This window comes from Myxococcota bacterium (assembly GCA_039030075.1).
Lineage (GTDB): Bacteria > Myxococcota_A > UBA9160 > UBA9160 > SMWR01 > JAHEJV01.
In genome coordinates this window covers 109057-123795 of the sequence record JBCCEW010000006.1, presented here as the reverse complement: position 1 = coordinate 123795, position 14739 = coordinate 109057, and the positions used below count along the sequence as shown (strand labels likewise).

16 protein-coding genes are annotated in these 14739 nt (G+C 67.4%); 3 read left to right on the top strand and 13 right to left on the bottom strand.

Annotation, left to right across the window (positions count from 1 at the left end; genetic code table 11):
* Positions 1 to 107 precede the first annotated feature (107 nt).
* The 3 genes from pstA to AAF430_08575 form a co-directional block, all read right to left on the bottom strand.
* Positions 108 to 1364 carry a phosphate ABC transporter permease PstA gene (pstA, locus tag AAF430_08585; GenBank protein ID MEM7410275.1) on the bottom strand — a complete coding sequence of 419 codons (1257 nt, stop codon included), beginning with the start codon at positions 1362 to 1364 and terminating at the stop codon, positions 108 to 110.
* A gap of 46 nt (positions 1365 to 1410) precedes the next feature.
* Positions 1411 to 2793: a phosphate ABC transporter permease subunit PstC gene (pstC, locus tag AAF430_08580; GenBank protein MEM7410274.1), complete on the bottom strand. Its 1383-nt coding sequence runs from the start codon at positions 2791 to 2793 to the stop codon at positions 1411 to 1413.
* 155 nt (positions 2794 to 2948) lie between these two features.
* The gene (locus AAF430_08575) at positions 2949 to 3995 is read right to left on the bottom strand and encodes a PstS family phosphate ABC transporter substrate-binding protein (protein ID MEM7410273.1); all 1047 of its coding nucleotides are present in this window, start codon (positions 3993 to 3995) and stop codon (positions 2949 to 2951) included.
* A 309-nt stretch (positions 3996 to 4304) separates the two neighbouring features.
* On the opposite strand from AAF430_08575, the gene AAF430_08570 reads away from it, so the two are divergent.
* Together AAF430_08570 and AAF430_08565 are read left to right on the top strand one after the other, a co-directional pair.
* The gene (locus AAF430_08570; GenBank protein MEM7410272.1) at positions 4305 to 4652 is read left to right on the top strand and encodes a hypothetical protein; all 348 of its coding nucleotides are present in this window, start codon (positions 4305 to 4307) and stop codon (positions 4650 to 4652) included.
* 26 nt (positions 4653 to 4678) lie between these two features.
* Positions 4679 to 5080 (top strand): hypothetical protein, encoded by a 402-nt coding sequence (locus AAF430_08565; protein ID MEM7410271.1) that lies wholly within the window; start codon positions 4679 to 4681, stop codon positions 5078 to 5080.
* Positions 5081 to 5143: 63 nt separating this feature from the next.
* Here AAF430_08565 and AAF430_08560 read toward each other — a convergent pair whose 3' ends face one another.
* The 10 genes from AAF430_08560 to AAF430_08515 all read right to left on the bottom strand — a co-directional run bounded on the left by AAF430_08560 (position 5144) and on the right by AAF430_08515 (position 14115).
* Positions 5144 to 5959, bottom strand: coding sequence for a hypothetical protein (locus AAF430_08560; GenBank protein ID MEM7410270.1), 816 nt, complete (start codon positions 5957 to 5959; stop codon positions 5144 to 5146).
* A gap of 50 nt (positions 5960 to 6009) precedes the next feature.
* Positions 6010 to 7389 carry a tetratricopeptide repeat protein gene (locus tag AAF430_08555; protein ID MEM7410269.1) on the bottom strand — a complete coding sequence of 460 codons (1380 nt, stop codon included), beginning with the start codon at positions 7387 to 7389 and terminating at the stop codon, positions 6010 to 6012.
* Between the two features lie 2 nt (positions 7390 to 7391).
* On the bottom strand, positions 7392 to 8060 hold the full coding sequence (locus AAF430_08550) for an energy transducer TonB (GenBank protein MEM7410268.1): 669 nt from the start codon (positions 8058 to 8060) through the stop codon (positions 7392 to 7394).
* 22 nt (positions 8061 to 8082) lie between these two features.
* Positions 8083 to 8487, bottom strand: a complete 405-nt coding sequence (locus AAF430_08545) for a biopolymer transporter ExbD (GenBank protein ID MEM7410267.1) — start codon at positions 8485 to 8487, stop codon at positions 8083 to 8085.
* 2 nt (positions 8488 to 8489) lie between these two features.
* Positions 8490 to 8891 carry a biopolymer transporter ExbD gene (locus AAF430_08540; GenBank protein ID MEM7410266.1) on the bottom strand — a complete coding sequence of 134 codons (402 nt, stop codon included), beginning with the start codon at positions 8889 to 8891 and terminating at the stop codon, positions 8490 to 8492.
* Between the two features lie 26 nt (positions 8892 to 8917).
* A complete protein-coding gene (locus tag AAF430_08535) occupies positions 8918 to 9502 on the bottom strand; it encodes a MotA/TolQ/ExbB proton channel family protein (GenBank protein MEM7410265.1) in 585 nt (194 codons plus the stop codon).
* Positions 9495 to 10970, bottom strand: coding sequence for a MotA/TolQ/ExbB proton channel family protein (locus tag AAF430_08530; GenBank protein MEM7410264.1), 1476 nt, complete (start codon positions 10968 to 10970; stop codon positions 9495 to 9497). The genes AAF430_08535 and AAF430_08530 overlap by 8 nt, the downstream gene beginning before the upstream one ends.
* Before the next feature lie 73 nt (positions 10971 to 11043).
* Positions 11044 to 11808: a DUF3450 family protein gene (locus AAF430_08525; GenBank protein ID MEM7410263.1), complete on the bottom strand. Its 765-nt coding sequence runs from the start codon at positions 11806 to 11808 to the stop codon at positions 11044 to 11046.
* A gap of 186 nt (positions 11809 to 11994) precedes the next feature.
* The gene (locus AAF430_08520) at positions 11995 to 13557 is read right to left on the bottom strand and encodes a CHAD domain-containing protein (protein ID MEM7410262.1); all 1563 of its coding nucleotides are present in this window, start codon (positions 13555 to 13557) and stop codon (positions 11995 to 11997) included.
* A gap of 9 nt (positions 13558 to 13566) precedes the next feature.
* On the bottom strand, positions 13567 to 14115 hold the full coding sequence (locus AAF430_08515; GenBank protein ID MEM7410261.1) for a histidine phosphatase family protein: 549 nt from the start codon (positions 14113 to 14115) through the stop codon (positions 13567 to 13569).
* A 70-nt stretch (positions 14116 to 14185) separates the two neighbouring features.
* On the opposite strand from AAF430_08515, the gene AAF430_08510 reads away from it, so the two are divergent.
* Positions 14186 to 14689 carry an arsenate reductase ArsC gene (locus AAF430_08510; protein ID MEM7410260.1) on the top strand — a complete coding sequence of 168 codons (504 nt, stop codon included), beginning with the start codon at positions 14186 to 14188 and terminating at the stop codon, positions 14687 to 14689.
* The last annotated feature ends 50 nt before the right edge of the window (positions 14690 to 14739 follow it).

The window sequence follows — 14739 nt, the reverse complement described above, 5'->3', positions numbered from 1 at the left end:
CTTGACCTCCGCCGCGCCGTTCGCTGACTCCGTGGCCGATCCAGCGGAATCGGACGCTGGTTTCTGGGTCATGACTTCGGTCACCAGGTGAGGTTCTTGCATGAAGCCTACCAGCTCTTCTCGAATCGGCGTCGGAGCCAGATGGCCGCGCCGTTCATCACGATCAGGAAGCCCAAGAGTACGAGAATCGCGCCGGAAGTCTTCTCCACGAAGGCGCGCTCGGGACTGTCGGCCCAGAGGAAGATCTGTACCGGAAGGGCCGTCGCCGCCTCGTTCAGGCTCGACGGAATGTCCACGATGAACGCGACCATGCCGATCATCAGCAAGGGCGCGGTCTCCCCCAGTGCCCGGGCCATGCCGATGATCGTCCCGGTCAGGATCCCGGGCAGCGCGAGGGGCAAGACGTGGTGGACCACCACCTGCAGCGGCGACGCACCGAGGCCGCGGGCGGCCTCGCGAATGGAAGGCGGGACCGCCTCGATCGCGACGCGCCCGGTGATGATGATCGTAGGCAGGGTCATCAGGGCCAGCGTCATGCCGCCCACCACGGGCGCGGATCGGGGCAGATGCAGGGCGTTGAGGAACACCGCCAGACCGAGCAGCCCGAACACGATCGAGGGCACCGCGGCCAGGTTGTTGATGTTGACCTCGATGATGTCCGTCACCCGGTTCTTCGGAGCGAACTCCTCGAGGTACACCGCCGTCGAAACGCCGAGCGGAAACACGATCGACAGAGTGACCATCAGCGTGAGGAACGAGCCCACGACGGCGCCCCAGATCCCCGCGAGCTCGGGTTCGCGAGAATCCCCGGAAGTCAGGAAACGCGTGGCGAAGACGCTCCGCACACGACCTTCCGCGTCGAGGCGGTCGATCCAGGCGAGTTCCTGGTCGGAGAGGCGGCGATCGTCCTCGGCCACCTCCCGGGAGATGCCGCCCTTGCGATACACGTCGACATCGTCGTCCGCCGGCACCCAGAGCGTCGCCGACGACCCGATCACGCCCGGGTCCGCTTCGACGATCTCTCGAAGCTGACTCCGGGCTCCCGAGCTGACCAGGCCCATCAGCTTGCGGAGGTTGCGGCGGCCCTCGACCTCGGGGAAGAGCTCGCGCATCGCGTCGCGCACCAGCAACGCGTAGTTGACGCGCGCCAGGAATCGATCGCGTTCGTCACCCTCGAGACCTTCTAGCCCCTCGAAGTGCGCAGGGTCGAACGTGACATCCAGTCGCACCTCGGTCGCCCGAAAGGCGCCCAGGCCGTTCGAGAGGATGCTGCCGAGCAGGATGGCGAGGCCGGCCATGGCGAGGCCGATGGCGGTGAAGCCAGCCGCACGGAAGTTCCGCTCCGCGCGAAGTCGCCGCCGCATGCGGTTCTTCATGCGTTGCGAGGACCAGCGCGCTCCGGGGCTCTCGCTAGTCATACTGCTCCCGGTATCGCTTCACGATGCGCAGGGCGACCACGTTGAGTGCGAGGGTCACCACGAAGAGCGTCAGGCCGAGCGCGAACGCCGCCAGGGTCTTCGCGCTGTCGAACTCCTGGTCGCCTGTCAGGAGCGTGACGATCTGGACGGTGACGGTAGTGACCGCCTCCAGCGGGTTGATCGTCAGGTTCGCGGCGAGGCCTGCGGCCATCACCACGATCATCGTCTCGCCGATCGCCCGAGACACGGCGAGCAGCACCCCGCCAACGATGCCCGGCAGCGCAGCGGGCAGGATCACGAGCCGGATCGTCTCGGAGCGCGTCGCGCCGAGCCCGAAAGAACCGTCTCGCAGCGACTTCGGAACCGCGGTGATCGAATCGTCGGAAAGGGACGAGATGAACGGGATGATCATCACTCCCATCACCAGGCCCGCGGCCAGCGCGCTCTCCGAGGCCACGTCGAGGCCCAGCCGGGTTCCGAACCCGCGGACCGCCGGTGCGACGACCAACGCCGCGAAGAAGCCGTAGACCACCGTCGGAACGCCGGCGAGGATCTCGAGCAGCGGCTTCACGATGTCCCGGGTCCGCGCGCTCGCATAGAAGGTCATGTAGACCGCCGACATCAGTCCGATCGGCACCGCGACGAGCATGGCGATCAGGGTGATCAGGAGCGTGCCGGCAAAGACCGGAATCGCGCCGAAGGACCCGGAGCTCCCGACTTGATCGGCGCGCAGCGCCGTCTGCGGACTCCAATGGGTCCCGAACAGGAACTCGCTCACGCTCACGCTCTCGAAGAAGCGCAACGTCTCGAAGACCAGGGAGAGCACGATGCCGACGGTCACGAGGATCGCGACCGTCGAGCAGAGCATCAAGAAACCCTGCAGCACGCGCTCGACCCACACCCGGGCCGCGAGATCGGGACGGATGCGACGCAGCCCCAGGGCGGCGCCGCCGAAGCCGAGAACGGCGGTGAGTAGCCCGGCCGCCCAGGTGGCCTGAGAGCGCAGCTCGGTGTAGCGGGCTGCGGCCGCGCGAACCTCGGGGCCCGCCGTCCCGGAGGCGATGTTGCCGCTGGCCAGGTTCTCGATGTCGTTGATGAAGAGGTCGAGCGCGGCGGGCTCTTCCGGGATCGCGTTCGCGGGCAACTCGGAGAGCACGGTCGACTCGAGCCAACCCGGCGCCAAGGCCAACCACAGGGTGGCGGCCAGGAGCCCGGGGATCCCGCACCACAGGGCGGCATACCAGCCGTAGTAGCCGGCCAGGGACTGGGGCCGTCGTCCAGCCTCCGCCGCCAGGGCCAGCACGTTTCGCTTCCCCAGCACGTAGGCCGAACCGGCCAGCGCCAGCACGATCGCGAGAAGCAGCCCGAGCAGCATGGGGGGTCTTCCTGGGGCCGGCTCAGTCGAGGGGGTACGAGAACGGAGCGATCGCTTCGACCTGGCGACGGCCCGGAGAACCGATTCGGAGCATGGCCCTCTGCGACCCACCCGGCGACCGCAAAGCCACCCGGCGGGTCACCAGAGCCGGCGGATCAGTGACCGGCGGCGAGCTTGAGTGAGGTCAGGCTCTCCGCATCGGCACGGTACTTCATCCGCTCTGCCTTCGGGGCGGGAATCAAGCCGCGATCGGCGAGGTACCCGAGATCGCCGAGCGCTTTCTCGCTCGTGAACTCGGCAATGAAGTCGCGAATCCCGGGGATCGAATCGGCGTGGGCGTTCTTCACGTAGATGTAAAGGGAACGCGACACGGGGTATTTCCCATCAGCGATGTTCTCGAAGGTCGGCTCGACATCCCCGACGAGGCTGCCCTGGATCCGGTCCGCGTTCTGGTCGAGGAAGCTGAAGCCGAAGATGCCGAGGGCGTTGGGGTTGGCCACGAGTTTCTGGACGATCAGATTGTCGTTCTCACCGGCCTCGACGTAGGCCCCGTCCTCGCGCACCGATCGGCACACCTGCTTGTACTTCGACTTGTCTTTGCCCTTGAGCGCCTTGAGATCGGGGAAGGTCTTGCAGCCTCCTTCGAGAGCGAGCTCGTTGAAGGCGTCTCGGGTACCCGAGGTCGGCGGCGGTCCGAGCACTTCGATCTTGATGTCGGGAAGGCTCGGGTCTACGTCCTTCCAGGTCTTGTTCGGGTTCGGAATCAGCTCGCCGTTCGGCGCCGGAACTTCCTTCGCGAGCGCGAGGAAGATCTGGCGGAGGGTCAGCGTCTGCCGCGCCGTCTTCTTCGAGCTGGCCAGCACGATCCCGTCGTATCCGATCTTGATCTCGGTGATCGACTCGACGCCGTTCTTCGCGCAGAGATCGACCTCCGACTGCTTGATCCGGCGTGATGCGTTGGTCACGTCAGGGTGCTCGACGCCGACGCCAGCACAGAACAGCTTCATCCCGCCGCCGGTGCCGGTGCTCTCGATGATGGGGGTCTTGAACTCGCTGCTGCGGCCGAACTCCTCGGCCGCGGCCGTCGCGAAGGGGTAGACCGTGGAAGACCCGACGATGCGAATCTGGTCCCGCGCCGAGGCGGAAGCGGCGAGCAGCAGGGTTCCGAGCGCGACGAACCCGAGGCGGAGTGCGGACTTCAATTCGATTCCTCCCATCCGTTGAAGAGCCGCCCAGAACCTAGGCACCGGAGTTGTCCGCACCCGTACGATCGTGTGACGGTCCTGTGAAGACGCCGTCATTTCCCCTGGGGGGATCCGATTCCGGCCCCGTTCGCAAATACGACCTCGAAATCATCAGAACTGTTGGCTTTTTGCACCTTGACGCGGCCCGAGAGGCTGAGGACCCTTCCGTGGGGTCCGAGAGGTGCCGTACCGGTTCGAGTGCGAACCGGAACGCATGGGCCCCCCACCTCGCAATGTGCGAGGTGACGAGTCTTTTGGGGGGAAATCATGAGACTGAGCAGATGGCTCGTGGCGGGCGTCTCCGCCGCAGCGATGGTGAGCGTCGGTTGCGCGGCAAAGTTGCCCGTGGCCGGTGGCGCCGACGGTGTCGTGCTGAAGATGAGCAAGCGCGACTACAAGATGACCGGTGTGGGTGAGGGCAAGGACTGCAAGATGCAGATCATGAAGCTCATCCAGTTCGAGGCGCCGTCCTATGCGGTGGCCGAGCAGCAGGCGCTGAGCGCCTCGGGTGGAACCCACCTGATCAACAAGCGCCTGTATGAAGGCGTCGAGAACGACTATTTCGTGATCGCCGACCACTGCCGTTGGGTGGAAGGTACGGGAGCCAAGTTCTAGGCATCGCCTGGAGGAAAGGAACCGACATGACCAAGAAATTCATCAGCGTCATCGGCCTCGTCCTCGTGGCGGGCCTCATGCTTCCGGCCTGCGCGAACCGGGGTGGCACGCAGCACCCGGGTACGGCGAACGTCATTGAACTCAAGCCCTCGGACGTGATGTTCACGAAGATCGCGTCCGGGAAGGATTGCGAGCAAGTGATCCTCGGCATGCAATTCAACATGCCGTCGTACATGGATGCCCAGCAGCAGGCGCTGCAGGGTGCCGGTGCGGAGCACCTGCTCAACGAGATCACCTACGAGGGTCTCGAGAACGCGTTCTTCCTGCCGAATCCGGCGGCGAGCATCATCGGAGGCTCGCCCTACCTCTCGATCATCTACGGCAACCACTGCCGTTACGTCGAGGGGCACGGAATCAAGCGCCGCTAGCGGCGACCGATTTCGGTCCGAGAGGGGGTTCGCGCGCTGCGCGAGCCCCCTTTCTTTTTCGTGCTAGCGAAGCGCGTCCTGCGCCCCGTCCGCCTCGGCGGGCGCGGGCGGCGGCTCCGGTCGCCATACGCTCTGGTAGAGAACGCGACCCTCGGCGCTCAGCAGCAGGACCTGGGGCATCGGCGTCCCCGGGTCGAGCAACGTGCGGGTCCGCGCGGCGGCCTCCGTGCGCAGCACGAACGGGACGGCCAAGCCGACCTCGCGCAGGCGACGCCAGACGCGGGCATCGCGGCGGTCGTCTTGCGGAACCAGGACGATCTGGAGGTCCTCGCGTTCGGTCAGATCCGAGAGGCTCTCGGCGACGGCCCGAAACTCGGGCGAGACGACCTCGGCAAAGAGACACAGGAACGTGTCGTACTCCCCAGGGTCGAGCGCGTGCGCACCGGCGTCCTTGCCGGTCGCGTCCAGCAGGTGGCTCCCCAGGACGACGAAGGCGTTGGGCGCCACCTTCTCCAGGGCTCCCACCCGCACCAGGTTCGCGCGGGCCACGACGTCGGTGACGGCGATGGGAACGTCGTGGACCCCCGCCTCGCCGAGGTCCAGACGAGCGTGATCGCCCTCGACACGCACCAGCCGAGCGGGGCCCGGCGCGAGCGCATCCCCCGCACCCGTCGGCGTCCAGGGCTCGAGCGTGCGCACTTCGTGAGGCCAGAAGCGCTCGGCCTCCGCCAGCGAGGCGGCGGTGATCTCGGGGTGGTCCGGATCAGCGGCGCGGTACACGGCGTCTTCGGCGGTGGCAGCGATCGCGACCCACAGCGCGCAGCCCCCGGCGAGCCCCGCGAGTCCGCGCCGGCTCCGAGAATCGCTGCGCCCCCTCACGCGGCGAAGCTTGCCAGCCTCTCGCCGCTTCGCCAGCCCTCCCGCGGCGCTCAGGTGCCGCGTGCGGCTTCCTCGACGCGCGCCAGGAACCGCTGCACCCGAGGCTCGTCGCGAATCTGCAGCGCCTCGCGCAGCAGCTGAGCGGCGTTCGTGTAGTCGCTGCGCGTGACGAGCAGCTGCGCGCGCTCCAGCAGCGCGGCGTACTCGAAGCCATCGAGGTTCTGCGCGCGCTCCAGCAGCAGCAGGGCGCGGTCGACCTCGCCCTGGCCCTTGCGATAGCGCGCGAGTTCGAGGAGTGCCTCGCCACGCGTGCCGTCGCGACCGACGATCGACTCCAGCAAGTTCGCGGCTTCCTTCTTCCGTCCCAGCGCGCGCGCCACCTTCGCCTTCAGCGTGAGCACCTTCAACTCGTCGTCCTTCGAGAGGCTCTCGTAGCGCTTGTCGATCGAGGCCAGGACCTCCTCGGCATCGCGGTGGGATCCCGTGCGGATCAGCAGATCCGCTGCGCGGTAGGCGGCGTGGAACTGGGTCCCCGACTGGTCGGTCCGCACCACTTCGAGGTAGGCGCTCTTCGCGAACTCGGGCATGCCGGCGTTCATGTAGATGTCGCCGAGCAGCACCAGACTGCTCGTCTGCGCCTTCCCGAGCAGCCGGACCGCCTCGAGATTCACCGCGGCCTCTTCCGGCTTCTCGAGGCCGACGTAGGCGTTCGCCTGGAGCAGCCAGAGCGTCGCGTCCTGGGGGTTCTTCTCGATCAGGGAGCTGAAGTGGGCCGCCGCCTCCTCGTACTTCTCCATGGACAGGAGGGCGCGGGCGAGCCCCAGCTGCCAGTCCTGGGTCTCGGGCTCCTGCAGGATCGCGCTGCGGTAGGCCTCCTCCGCAGCCACGTAGTTCTCGAGATTCAGATGGCAGTAGCCGAGCAGGCCGAAGTTCTTGCCGTCTCGATCGCCGAGTTCGACCGCGCGAGCCAGGTGCTCTGCGGCGCCGGCGAAGTCACCGCCCTGCACGCGCACGAGTCCGAGGTTCTTGTGGGCCCGCCGGAAGTCGGGGAACTTCGACAGGGCCAGCTCGTAGGTCTTCGCGGCCTTCTCGGTGTTCCCGTTCTGGAACTGGAGATTGGCCAGCACGAAATCGAGGGCTGCGCTGCTGGTGCCGCCCGAGACGCCCACCAGGCGCGCCTCGGCGGCGCGCGGGTTCGCCTGCATCAGGTCGATCACCTCGCGCAGCAGCTCGAGCTCGGTGCCCGAGACACTCGGCTCCGCTCCGGAGAGAAAGCCGTAGCTCCCGAGGAAGCGCTTCCGCCATTCGGGGTCGCTGAGGACGCTCTGCTCGTCCCAGGGCGGCGTGATCTCCTCAGCGGAGGCCGCAGCCCCGAGCCAGAGCAAGACGCTGAGCGACAGCGCGAGGGTGGTGGCAGTCGATCGAATCATGATCAGCCTCGGATGTTGATCGGGATGGGGAGGCGTGCCTGGGCCTTCACCGGTTGGCCGTTCTTCGTGGGCGGCGTGAACTTCCACTTCTTCACCTGGGACAGCACGACGGCGTCGAACTTCGGCAGCGTCGAGGAATCGACCTTCGCGTCGAGGACGCGGCCGTCCGAATCGAGCTGAATGAACAGCACGACCTTCCCGCTGACGGCCTTCTTCTTCAGGCGCCGCGGGAAGTTCAGGCTCGCCCCCGCCATCGGCCGAGGCGTCTGGTCGAGATCGGAGAAGTCGACGAAGTCCTCGGTGCCGAGATCGCTCGCGGACGATCCGATCGTCGGCATGGCGAAGTCACCCGCCAGCGAGCCACCCGTGCCCGGGTTGAGCGCGATGTCGAGCTGGTCGAGCGAGAGCTGGGGCGGCTCGGCCTCGAGCTCGGGCGGCGGCTCCTCCTCCTCGGGAGGCGGCGGCGGCTCCTCTTCGACTTCCTCGATCTCTGGGGGTGCGAACGCCACCAGCGTCTCGTCGAGCGTCTGCTTCGGCGGCTCCACGTCTCCCAGCATCTGTGCCAACGCCATCAGCACGAACAGCACGAACGCGAAGGCCGCCCCGAGAAGGGTGCTCCACTTCTGTTCGTGCTTCGCGTCGGGGATGCGGTAGGTCGTGGGGGTCGGCATGGCTGTACGCCCGTTCGTCGGGTCAGTCGTTGCGCGTCGAGAGGCTGATCTTCTTCGCGCCCGCGTTCTTCACCTCGCTCCAGACGTCCGAGAAGACGCCGTGGTCGGCGCGAGAATCGGCCTGAATGATCACCGGGAGCTCGTCCCGACTGAGCAGCTGGCGGACGCGCGCGCCCACGCCGGCGACGCCCAGCTCCTTACCGCCGTAGACGACCTTGTTGTCGGTCGTGATGGCGATGATGATGCTGTTCTTCTCGAGATCCGCGTCGACGGTGGCGTCGGGTTTTGCGATCTCGACGCCGGGCTCTTCGACGAAGACGGTGGTCACGATGAAGAAGATCAGCAGGATGAAGATGCAGTCGATCATCGGAGACAGATTGATCTCCGTCTCCTCCTCCTGCTCGCTCAGTAGAGTCCGGTTCGGCACGACTAGTTCACCGTGTTGAAGCTCAACGCGACCGCGCCGCCGCGGCGGGCGGCGTCCCAGACGGCCACGAACACGCCGTGGCTCGCCTTCTCGTGGGCGCGAATCGTCACCGGCGTCTCCGGGTCGGAAACGCCGGCTTTCACGAGACCGGCGATCTCCGCGAGATTCACTTCCTGCCCGTCGTAGAGCACCTTGCTTTCGGCGGTGATCTCGAGCGTGACGTTCTCCGACTCCTCGAAGGAAGCGGCCGCCGCCACGTCGGGCTTGTCCGCCTGGAGCCCTTTCTCTTCGACGAAGACCGTCGTCACGATGAAGAAGATCAACAGAATGAAGATGCAATCGATCATCGGAGACAGATTGATCTCGGTGTTGTCTTCTTCATCGAGGATGCTGCGCTTCGGCATGGGGGAACCTGCGTCCGTTCGCCGGATCAGTCGAACTTGAAATGGCTGAGCGTGAGGCTCTCGAGGCGCGCCAGGGACGCTTCGATCTCGTGGCGCTGTCGCTGGATGATCATCACCAGGAAGAGCCCCGGGAGCGCGATCGTGAGGCCCGTCTGGGTCGTGACGAGCGCTTCGGAGATGCCCGAGGCCACGACGCCGGCGGTCTCGGCGCCGCCGCTGGTCGAGATCCCGAAGAAGGTCTGGAGCATGCCGAGCACCGTACCGAGCAACCCGAGCAGCGGGGCCGCGGCCACCAGGGTGCCGACGAACTTCGTGCGCCGGTCGATCAGCGAGACAATGCCGAGTCGCACCTCGTCAAAGCGGTTGCGGATCTGCTTCGCCGAGCGGACGTCGGCCTGGGTGTAGCGGATGATGTCGGCGACGTTGCCTTCGTCGGCCGACTCCGGGGCGCTCACCCACTGGAACCAGTGCGCCCCGCCCTTCTGCGAGATCTTCGTGCGCCGCACGTAGAGCACGAGCTGGAACGCCTGGGCGTAGATCAGCACGGCGACCGCGAAGAGCGGGATCATCACCCAGCCGCCCGACAGCCAGATGTCGAGAATCCTAGTCATCCGCGAGCCGCGCGCTCAGCGTGCGCGCGATCGCTCCCGAGGGAGGCGACGTCGCGTCCGGCGGGGCGGGCGCCGGCCCGCGCCGGATCGCCGTGGCGCCGTTGACGAAGGCGACCGACAGCTCCTCGAGCAGGCCCAGCTTCCGCTTCGCCATGCGCGACAGGGCGCCGTGCATGATCAAGGTGGGGATCGCGACGATCAGGCCGAGGGCCGTGGTGATCAGCGCCTCGGAGATACCGGAGGACAGGCTCTTCGCGTCGCCGGTACCGAAGATCGTGATGAGCTGGAAGGTCCGGATCATGCCGATGACCGTGCCCAGCAGACCCAGTAGCGGCGCCGCGGCGGCGGTGATCGCCAAGAACGGCAGGAAGCGTTCGAGCGACGGCCGTACGCGCAGGATCTTCTCGAAGAGCAGCTCCTCGATCACACCGCGCTTCTCGCCCGCGTTGGCGACGCCGGTCTGGAGCATCTCGCCCGCTACGCCGTCGACGCGCTCGGCCTCCCAGGCGGCGGCCTCGAGGTTGCCCTTCGAGAGCTCGCGGAGCACGCCGTCGACCTGCTCGGCCTCGGCCACCTGGAAGCCGAGGATCTCCATCGCCTTGAAGACCGTCAGCGCCAGGGCCGCCAGGCCGAGCCCGAGAATCACGTAGCCGACGGCCCCGCCATCATCGATGTACTGGAACAGGGTCTTCCGCGCCTTCTCGACTTTGAGGGCCTTGCCGAGCGTGGCGTCGAGGGGGAGGAGACCGGTGCCGGTGTTCGCGACCTGGACGATGTCACCGGCGAAACCACCCGGCAGGGGCACGACCACGGGGTCCGCCGCGTTCAACTGGTTCTCGACCAGCCCGCTGACCTCCCCGTCGGAACTCGCGTAGAAGACGGTCGGACCGAGGGCGATGAAGTTGCCCGCGGTCAACACGCCATCCGGGCTCAGGGCTTCGCCTGCGAACACCTGGCCCCCGAGCTGGGCGCCCAGCCGTTCGAGTCCGGCCTTCACCACGTCGAGCTGGGCTCCGCGGACGCCGCCGGCGTCGAGCTCCGGGTTCTTCTTCGCGAGACGCGCGGCGCTCGTCTTGGGCTCGTAGAGCGCGGTTTCCGAGATGTCGAGCCGGCTCTCGAAGTCGCGGACGAACTCGTCGAGGCGGCTGTCGATGAAGTCCTCTTGCCCGGACAGGGAGTCCACCTGCTTGCGCAGAGACGTCAAGTCGATGGTGCGGCTGTCACGCACTTTCAAGAGACCGTCGCGATCGCGGCGCAGCTCGAGCACCTGCTGCTCCAGCTGAGACACGGTGCGCGAGAGCGGGATCTTCTCCTTCGCGATTCGCGCGCGGGTGTCGCGCAGCTCGCGGAGGGCGCGCTCGAGGCGGCCGTCGATTTCGCTCTGGGCCCCGTCGAAGGACTGAGCGAGCGCGGGTGCGCTCAGACACAGCGCCGCGAAGATCACCAGAAGACAGGATCGCGTGTTCATTCGGGGACAGCCCGGCTCGTTCGGGGTTCTCGGGGTGACGAAAGATCGGAAGCGGACGACGGCGCCAACGCGCTCAGTTGGCTTGCACCGGCATCGGAACGAACTCGATCGTGTCGACGTTCCCCTCGTAGATGTCGAGGAGAAGGGCGGCATCTTCCGCGAGGTCGGGCTCATCGGTGAAGACCCAACCGTTCGCACCGGGACGCGCGATCCCGGCGGTCTCGCCCTGGGCGTCCACGTAGATCGCCTGGCCCAGACCCCAGTAGAGGGTGCGCACCTGGACTTTGCGATCGCCGCCTCCGACTGCGCGGGTCTCGCCGAGGAAGGTGGCCGTGCTGTTCCACTTCTCGGCTTGGGCCATCACGCCGAGTACGTTCATCATCCGCTGGCCCAGCTGGAGCTTCGTCAGGTCCGGGTCTTCGGGGATCTGGACGAGGAGCGGCTCGAGCCGCTTCTGCAGCGGCTCGGGAAACAGCGGCGCCAGCGCGAGCACCTCTTCTTCGAGGCCGCGGATCTCGGACTCGAGGGCCGCGTTCGCGCGCTGGTATTCGCCGCGCTGCAGCAGCAGGTCGCGTCGCTCGTCGTCGACCGTGGTAGACGACGCCTCGAGCTCCTGGATCTCGGCGTCGAGGATCTTCTTCTGCTGGCGCAGGAGATCCCGGGTCGAGCGCAGGGACTCCTGCTCGGCCTCCCAGTCCGACCGCTCTTCCGAAACGATCTGACGGGTCTCCACCCACTTGGATAGCTTCGCCCGGAAATCGCCCACGTTGTTCTGGGCCTGGGCGGGCAGCGCCAGTCCGAGAACACAACACACCCACGCGCTGGTCTTCGCCTTCACGGGCGCGAATCTATGGGACCGTCGCCGCGCTCTCGTGACGGAGGAGTCACGGTTGGACGGCGATTCCAGGGGACGTTGGAGTCGGTTTAGTGACGGTTTCGTGAATGCGGAGCGGTTCCTCGATCTGGATCCCGCCCGAGCGACTCTGCCCGCCCGCCCGGACCGGTCCTTGGCGGGGCCCCGATCCTACCGACGCGCCTTCCCTTTCCAGAAGGGCCTCGCCGACCGGAAGCGTTCCCAGGCCTCGTCCGCATCCGCGAGGGCCCGCTCGGCGTGTCGCACCATCCAGCCATTCACGAAACCGGCCATCTGATCGTGCGCGGGCATCCGCTCGTCACCGAGCCTCTCGAGAAGCACCCGGAGAATTCGCGAAACCGTTGCGCAGTCGTTGGAGCGCCCGAGCGCCCTCTGCAGCCTCGCGACGGGCTTCAGGAAACGCCGGGCGCGCGTTTCGGGGTAGAGGTCCCGAACGCTCTCGGCGAGATAGCGCAGGCGCTTGACGCGCAGCCGCACGGCATGGCGCTCGGCATCCGTGGTCGGGAGCGTTGCGCCTCGTCGCTTGAGCGACCGACGCCGGGAAGACAAGAGTTTGTCGGCGTAGTCCGTCGCCTGATCGAAGAGCCGGGCCGAGACCTCGTTGACCGGTTGGTTGCGCCAACCCGCCGCGGCGATCCAGCTGCCGATCTCGAGGGCGAGACGCGTGTGACGCTGGGAACGAATCGCATGGGTGGCTGCGCTCTGGCACTCGTCCCGAAGGGCCAACGCCTCCTCGCGGAGCCGTTTGAAGGCTTCGTCGTGGCCGCACCCGGCTTCCAGCGGCTGGATGACTTCGGAGAGGAACACGTCGAGATCACGCACGGGCCCGAGCATCTGTCCGAGCCAGCGGAGTTCGGAGCGGAACACGGCGACCCGCTCCTGGGGCAAGAGCTTGCGGAAGCCGCGGAGCGCCGCGCGGAGCCTGCGCACTCCGACGCGCATCTGATGGACCCCTTCGGGATCGCTGCCGTCGGCGGCAAGGTCGGCGTTCACCGTCCACTGGTGCAGCGCATGGGAGAGGATGCCGCCGAGCGCCGTTTCGACATTGGCGCCTGCAGGCAGGTCGACCCGTCCCTTGCGCTGTGCCCGGGGCATCTCGGCGCGCGCCAGCGCATGCCCGCGCTCGGCCTTGCTCCGTGCCAGCATCCACACGTCGAAGTGTTCCTGCAACATCAGCGCGAACTCGAAGAGGGCGGCGGGCGTGCCCGTCACGAGCTCGAGCTCGACTTCGTGGATCGGCATGCGTGCATCGCCGGCGATCACCTGCCCGCGATCGATGTCGACGCGGAACGCAGACTCGCCGCTGCCCAGCACGCGCGTGGAGCGCTCGAACTCGGTCCGGAAGCGCTCGACCAGCGGGGCGCCTCCCAGAGTCTCCTCGACGGCCGCGCGCATCGCCCCATCGTCGATGCGGCCGAGGTCGGGGCGCTCGCCGTGAAACGGCACTTCGATCTCCACGCGCTCGAAGAGCCCCCCGACGGTGGACCCACCTCCTTTCAGCGTCTGCACCGAGGTGTCGCCATCGCGGCGGAGGCGCAAAGCGAAGCCTGCGGCGGCGAGCCGGTCGTCGGCGCTGTCGAAGTAGCGCGACTCGAGCACGCGGGTCACAGCGCCGCTCACCGCGAGGGCCGTGACCACGGGGTGGGTCCCCAAACGCCGGAGATCCGACGTCGATGCTTCCAGCTTGAGTTCGACTTCGCGGGCGACGGCCACGGGACCAGCCTAACCCACGCCGGGGAGCGGCTGGCCATCCTCCGACGGTGGGGGCAGCTCGCGCGGCACCGCGAAGTGGACCAAGCGCCCACCGTTCCCGATCTCGGACCAGGATCCCTCGAGCTCGATCTGTGCCAGCGCCGCCGTCGGGAACTTGCTGCGCAGGCGCTCGCGTTGCGCTCTTTCTCCGCGCCGGGCCAGGTGAACCGCCAGCGCGGCGATTCCCGGGTTGTGCGCAATCACGAGCGCAGCGTCGACGGAAGCCGGTAGCGCCTCGAGACGACCGAGCAGGGTCGAGGGCTCGGCGAGGTAGAGGTCAGGCTCGGGTTCGAACCCGGGCCATGCGCCGAGCTCGGTCGCCAGGATTTCGGCCGTCTCGCGGGTGCGCACGGCGGACGAGCACAGCACCGCGTCGAAGCGTGCGCCGCGGGTCTCGAGATGACGGCCGATCCGGCGGGCCGCGTCGCGACCGCGCGCGTTGAGCGTCCGCTCGTGGTCCGAGGCGTCGGCGTCGGACCAGCTCGACTTCGCGTGTCGCAGCAGCCAGACGGTGTTCATGGGAACAGCGTAGCGCCGTGCGTCTCGCCACCGACCCACCGTTGTCACCCAGGATCCCTAGAATGCGCACATGGCCATTCCGAAGAACGTGCTCTTCCTCTGCACGGGCAACTCCGCGCGCAGCGTCCTCGCCGAGTGCCTGCTGCGGCGTCTGGGTGAGCCCGACGGCATAGCTTCCTACAGCGCGGGGAGCCATCCGAAGGACGCGCCCCATCCCCAGACGCTCGCTCTGCTCGAGGCGAAGGGATACGACACGAGCGACCTGCGCTCGAAGAGCTGGGACGAGTTCGCGGCCGAGGGTGCGCCACCGATCGACCTGGTGATCACCGTCTGCGACTCGGCCCGCGATGAGACATGTCCCATCTGGCCCCATGGGCCGATTGCGACTCACTGGGGAATCCCAGATCCGGCGGCCGCGCAGGGCAGCGAAGCCGAGATCGCGCGTGCCTTCGAAGCTGCGTACGCCGCGATGGAGCGCCGCATCGAGCGCTTCCTCGCCTTGCCGCGCCGCCTAACAGGCAACGACCTGGAGCGCGAACTGCACGCGATTGGCAACGAGACCGACGAGGGCTAGGGCCGCGGGTGGGGAACCGCGGGTCCTCCCTCACAAACGTGCTCTCCGCT

Excerpts from the sequence above, each read along its gene's own strand:
- pstA (MEM7410275.1), bottom strand. The coding sequence starts at position 1,364 with ATGCGGCGGCGACTTCGCGCGGAGCGGAACTTCCGTGCGGCTGGCTTC.
- pstC (MEM7410274.1), bottom strand. The coding sequence starts at position 2,793 with ATGCTGCTCGGGCTGCTTCTCGCGATCGTGCTGGCGCTGGCCGGTTCG.
- AAF430_08570 (MEM7410272.1), top strand. The coding sequence starts at position 4,305 with ATGAGACTGAGCAGATGGCTCGTGGCGGGCGTCTCCGCCGCAGCGATG.
- AAF430_08565 (MEM7410271.1), top strand. The coding sequence starts at position 4,679 with ATGACCAAGAAATTCATCAGCGTCATCGGCCTCGTCCTCGTGGCGGGC.
- AAF430_08555 (MEM7410269.1), bottom strand. The coding sequence starts at position 7,389 with ATGATTCGATCGACTGCCACCACCCTCGCGCTGTCGCTCAGCGTCTTG.
- AAF430_08550 (MEM7410268.1), bottom strand. The coding sequence starts at position 8,060 with ATGCCGACCCCCACGACCTACCGCATCCCCGACGCGAAGCACGAACAG.
- AAF430_08540 (MEM7410266.1), bottom strand. The coding sequence starts at position 8,891 with ATGCCGAAGCGCAGCATCCTCGATGAAGAAGACAACACCGAGATCAAT.
- AAF430_08535 (MEM7410265.1), bottom strand. The coding sequence starts at position 9,502 with ATGACTAGGATTCTCGACATCTGGCTGTCGGGCGGCTGGGTGATGATC.
- AAF430_08530 (MEM7410264.1), bottom strand. The coding sequence starts at position 10,970 with ATGAACACGCGATCCTGTCTTCTGGTGATCTTCGCGGCGCTGTGTCTG.
- AAF430_08515 (MEM7410261.1), bottom strand. The coding sequence starts at position 14,115 with ATGAACACCGTCTGGCTGCTGCGACACGCGAAGTCGAGCTGGTCCGAC.
- AAF430_08510 (MEM7410260.1), top strand. The coding sequence starts at position 14,186 with ATGGCCATTCCGAAGAACGTGCTCTTCCTCTGCACGGGCAACTCCGCG.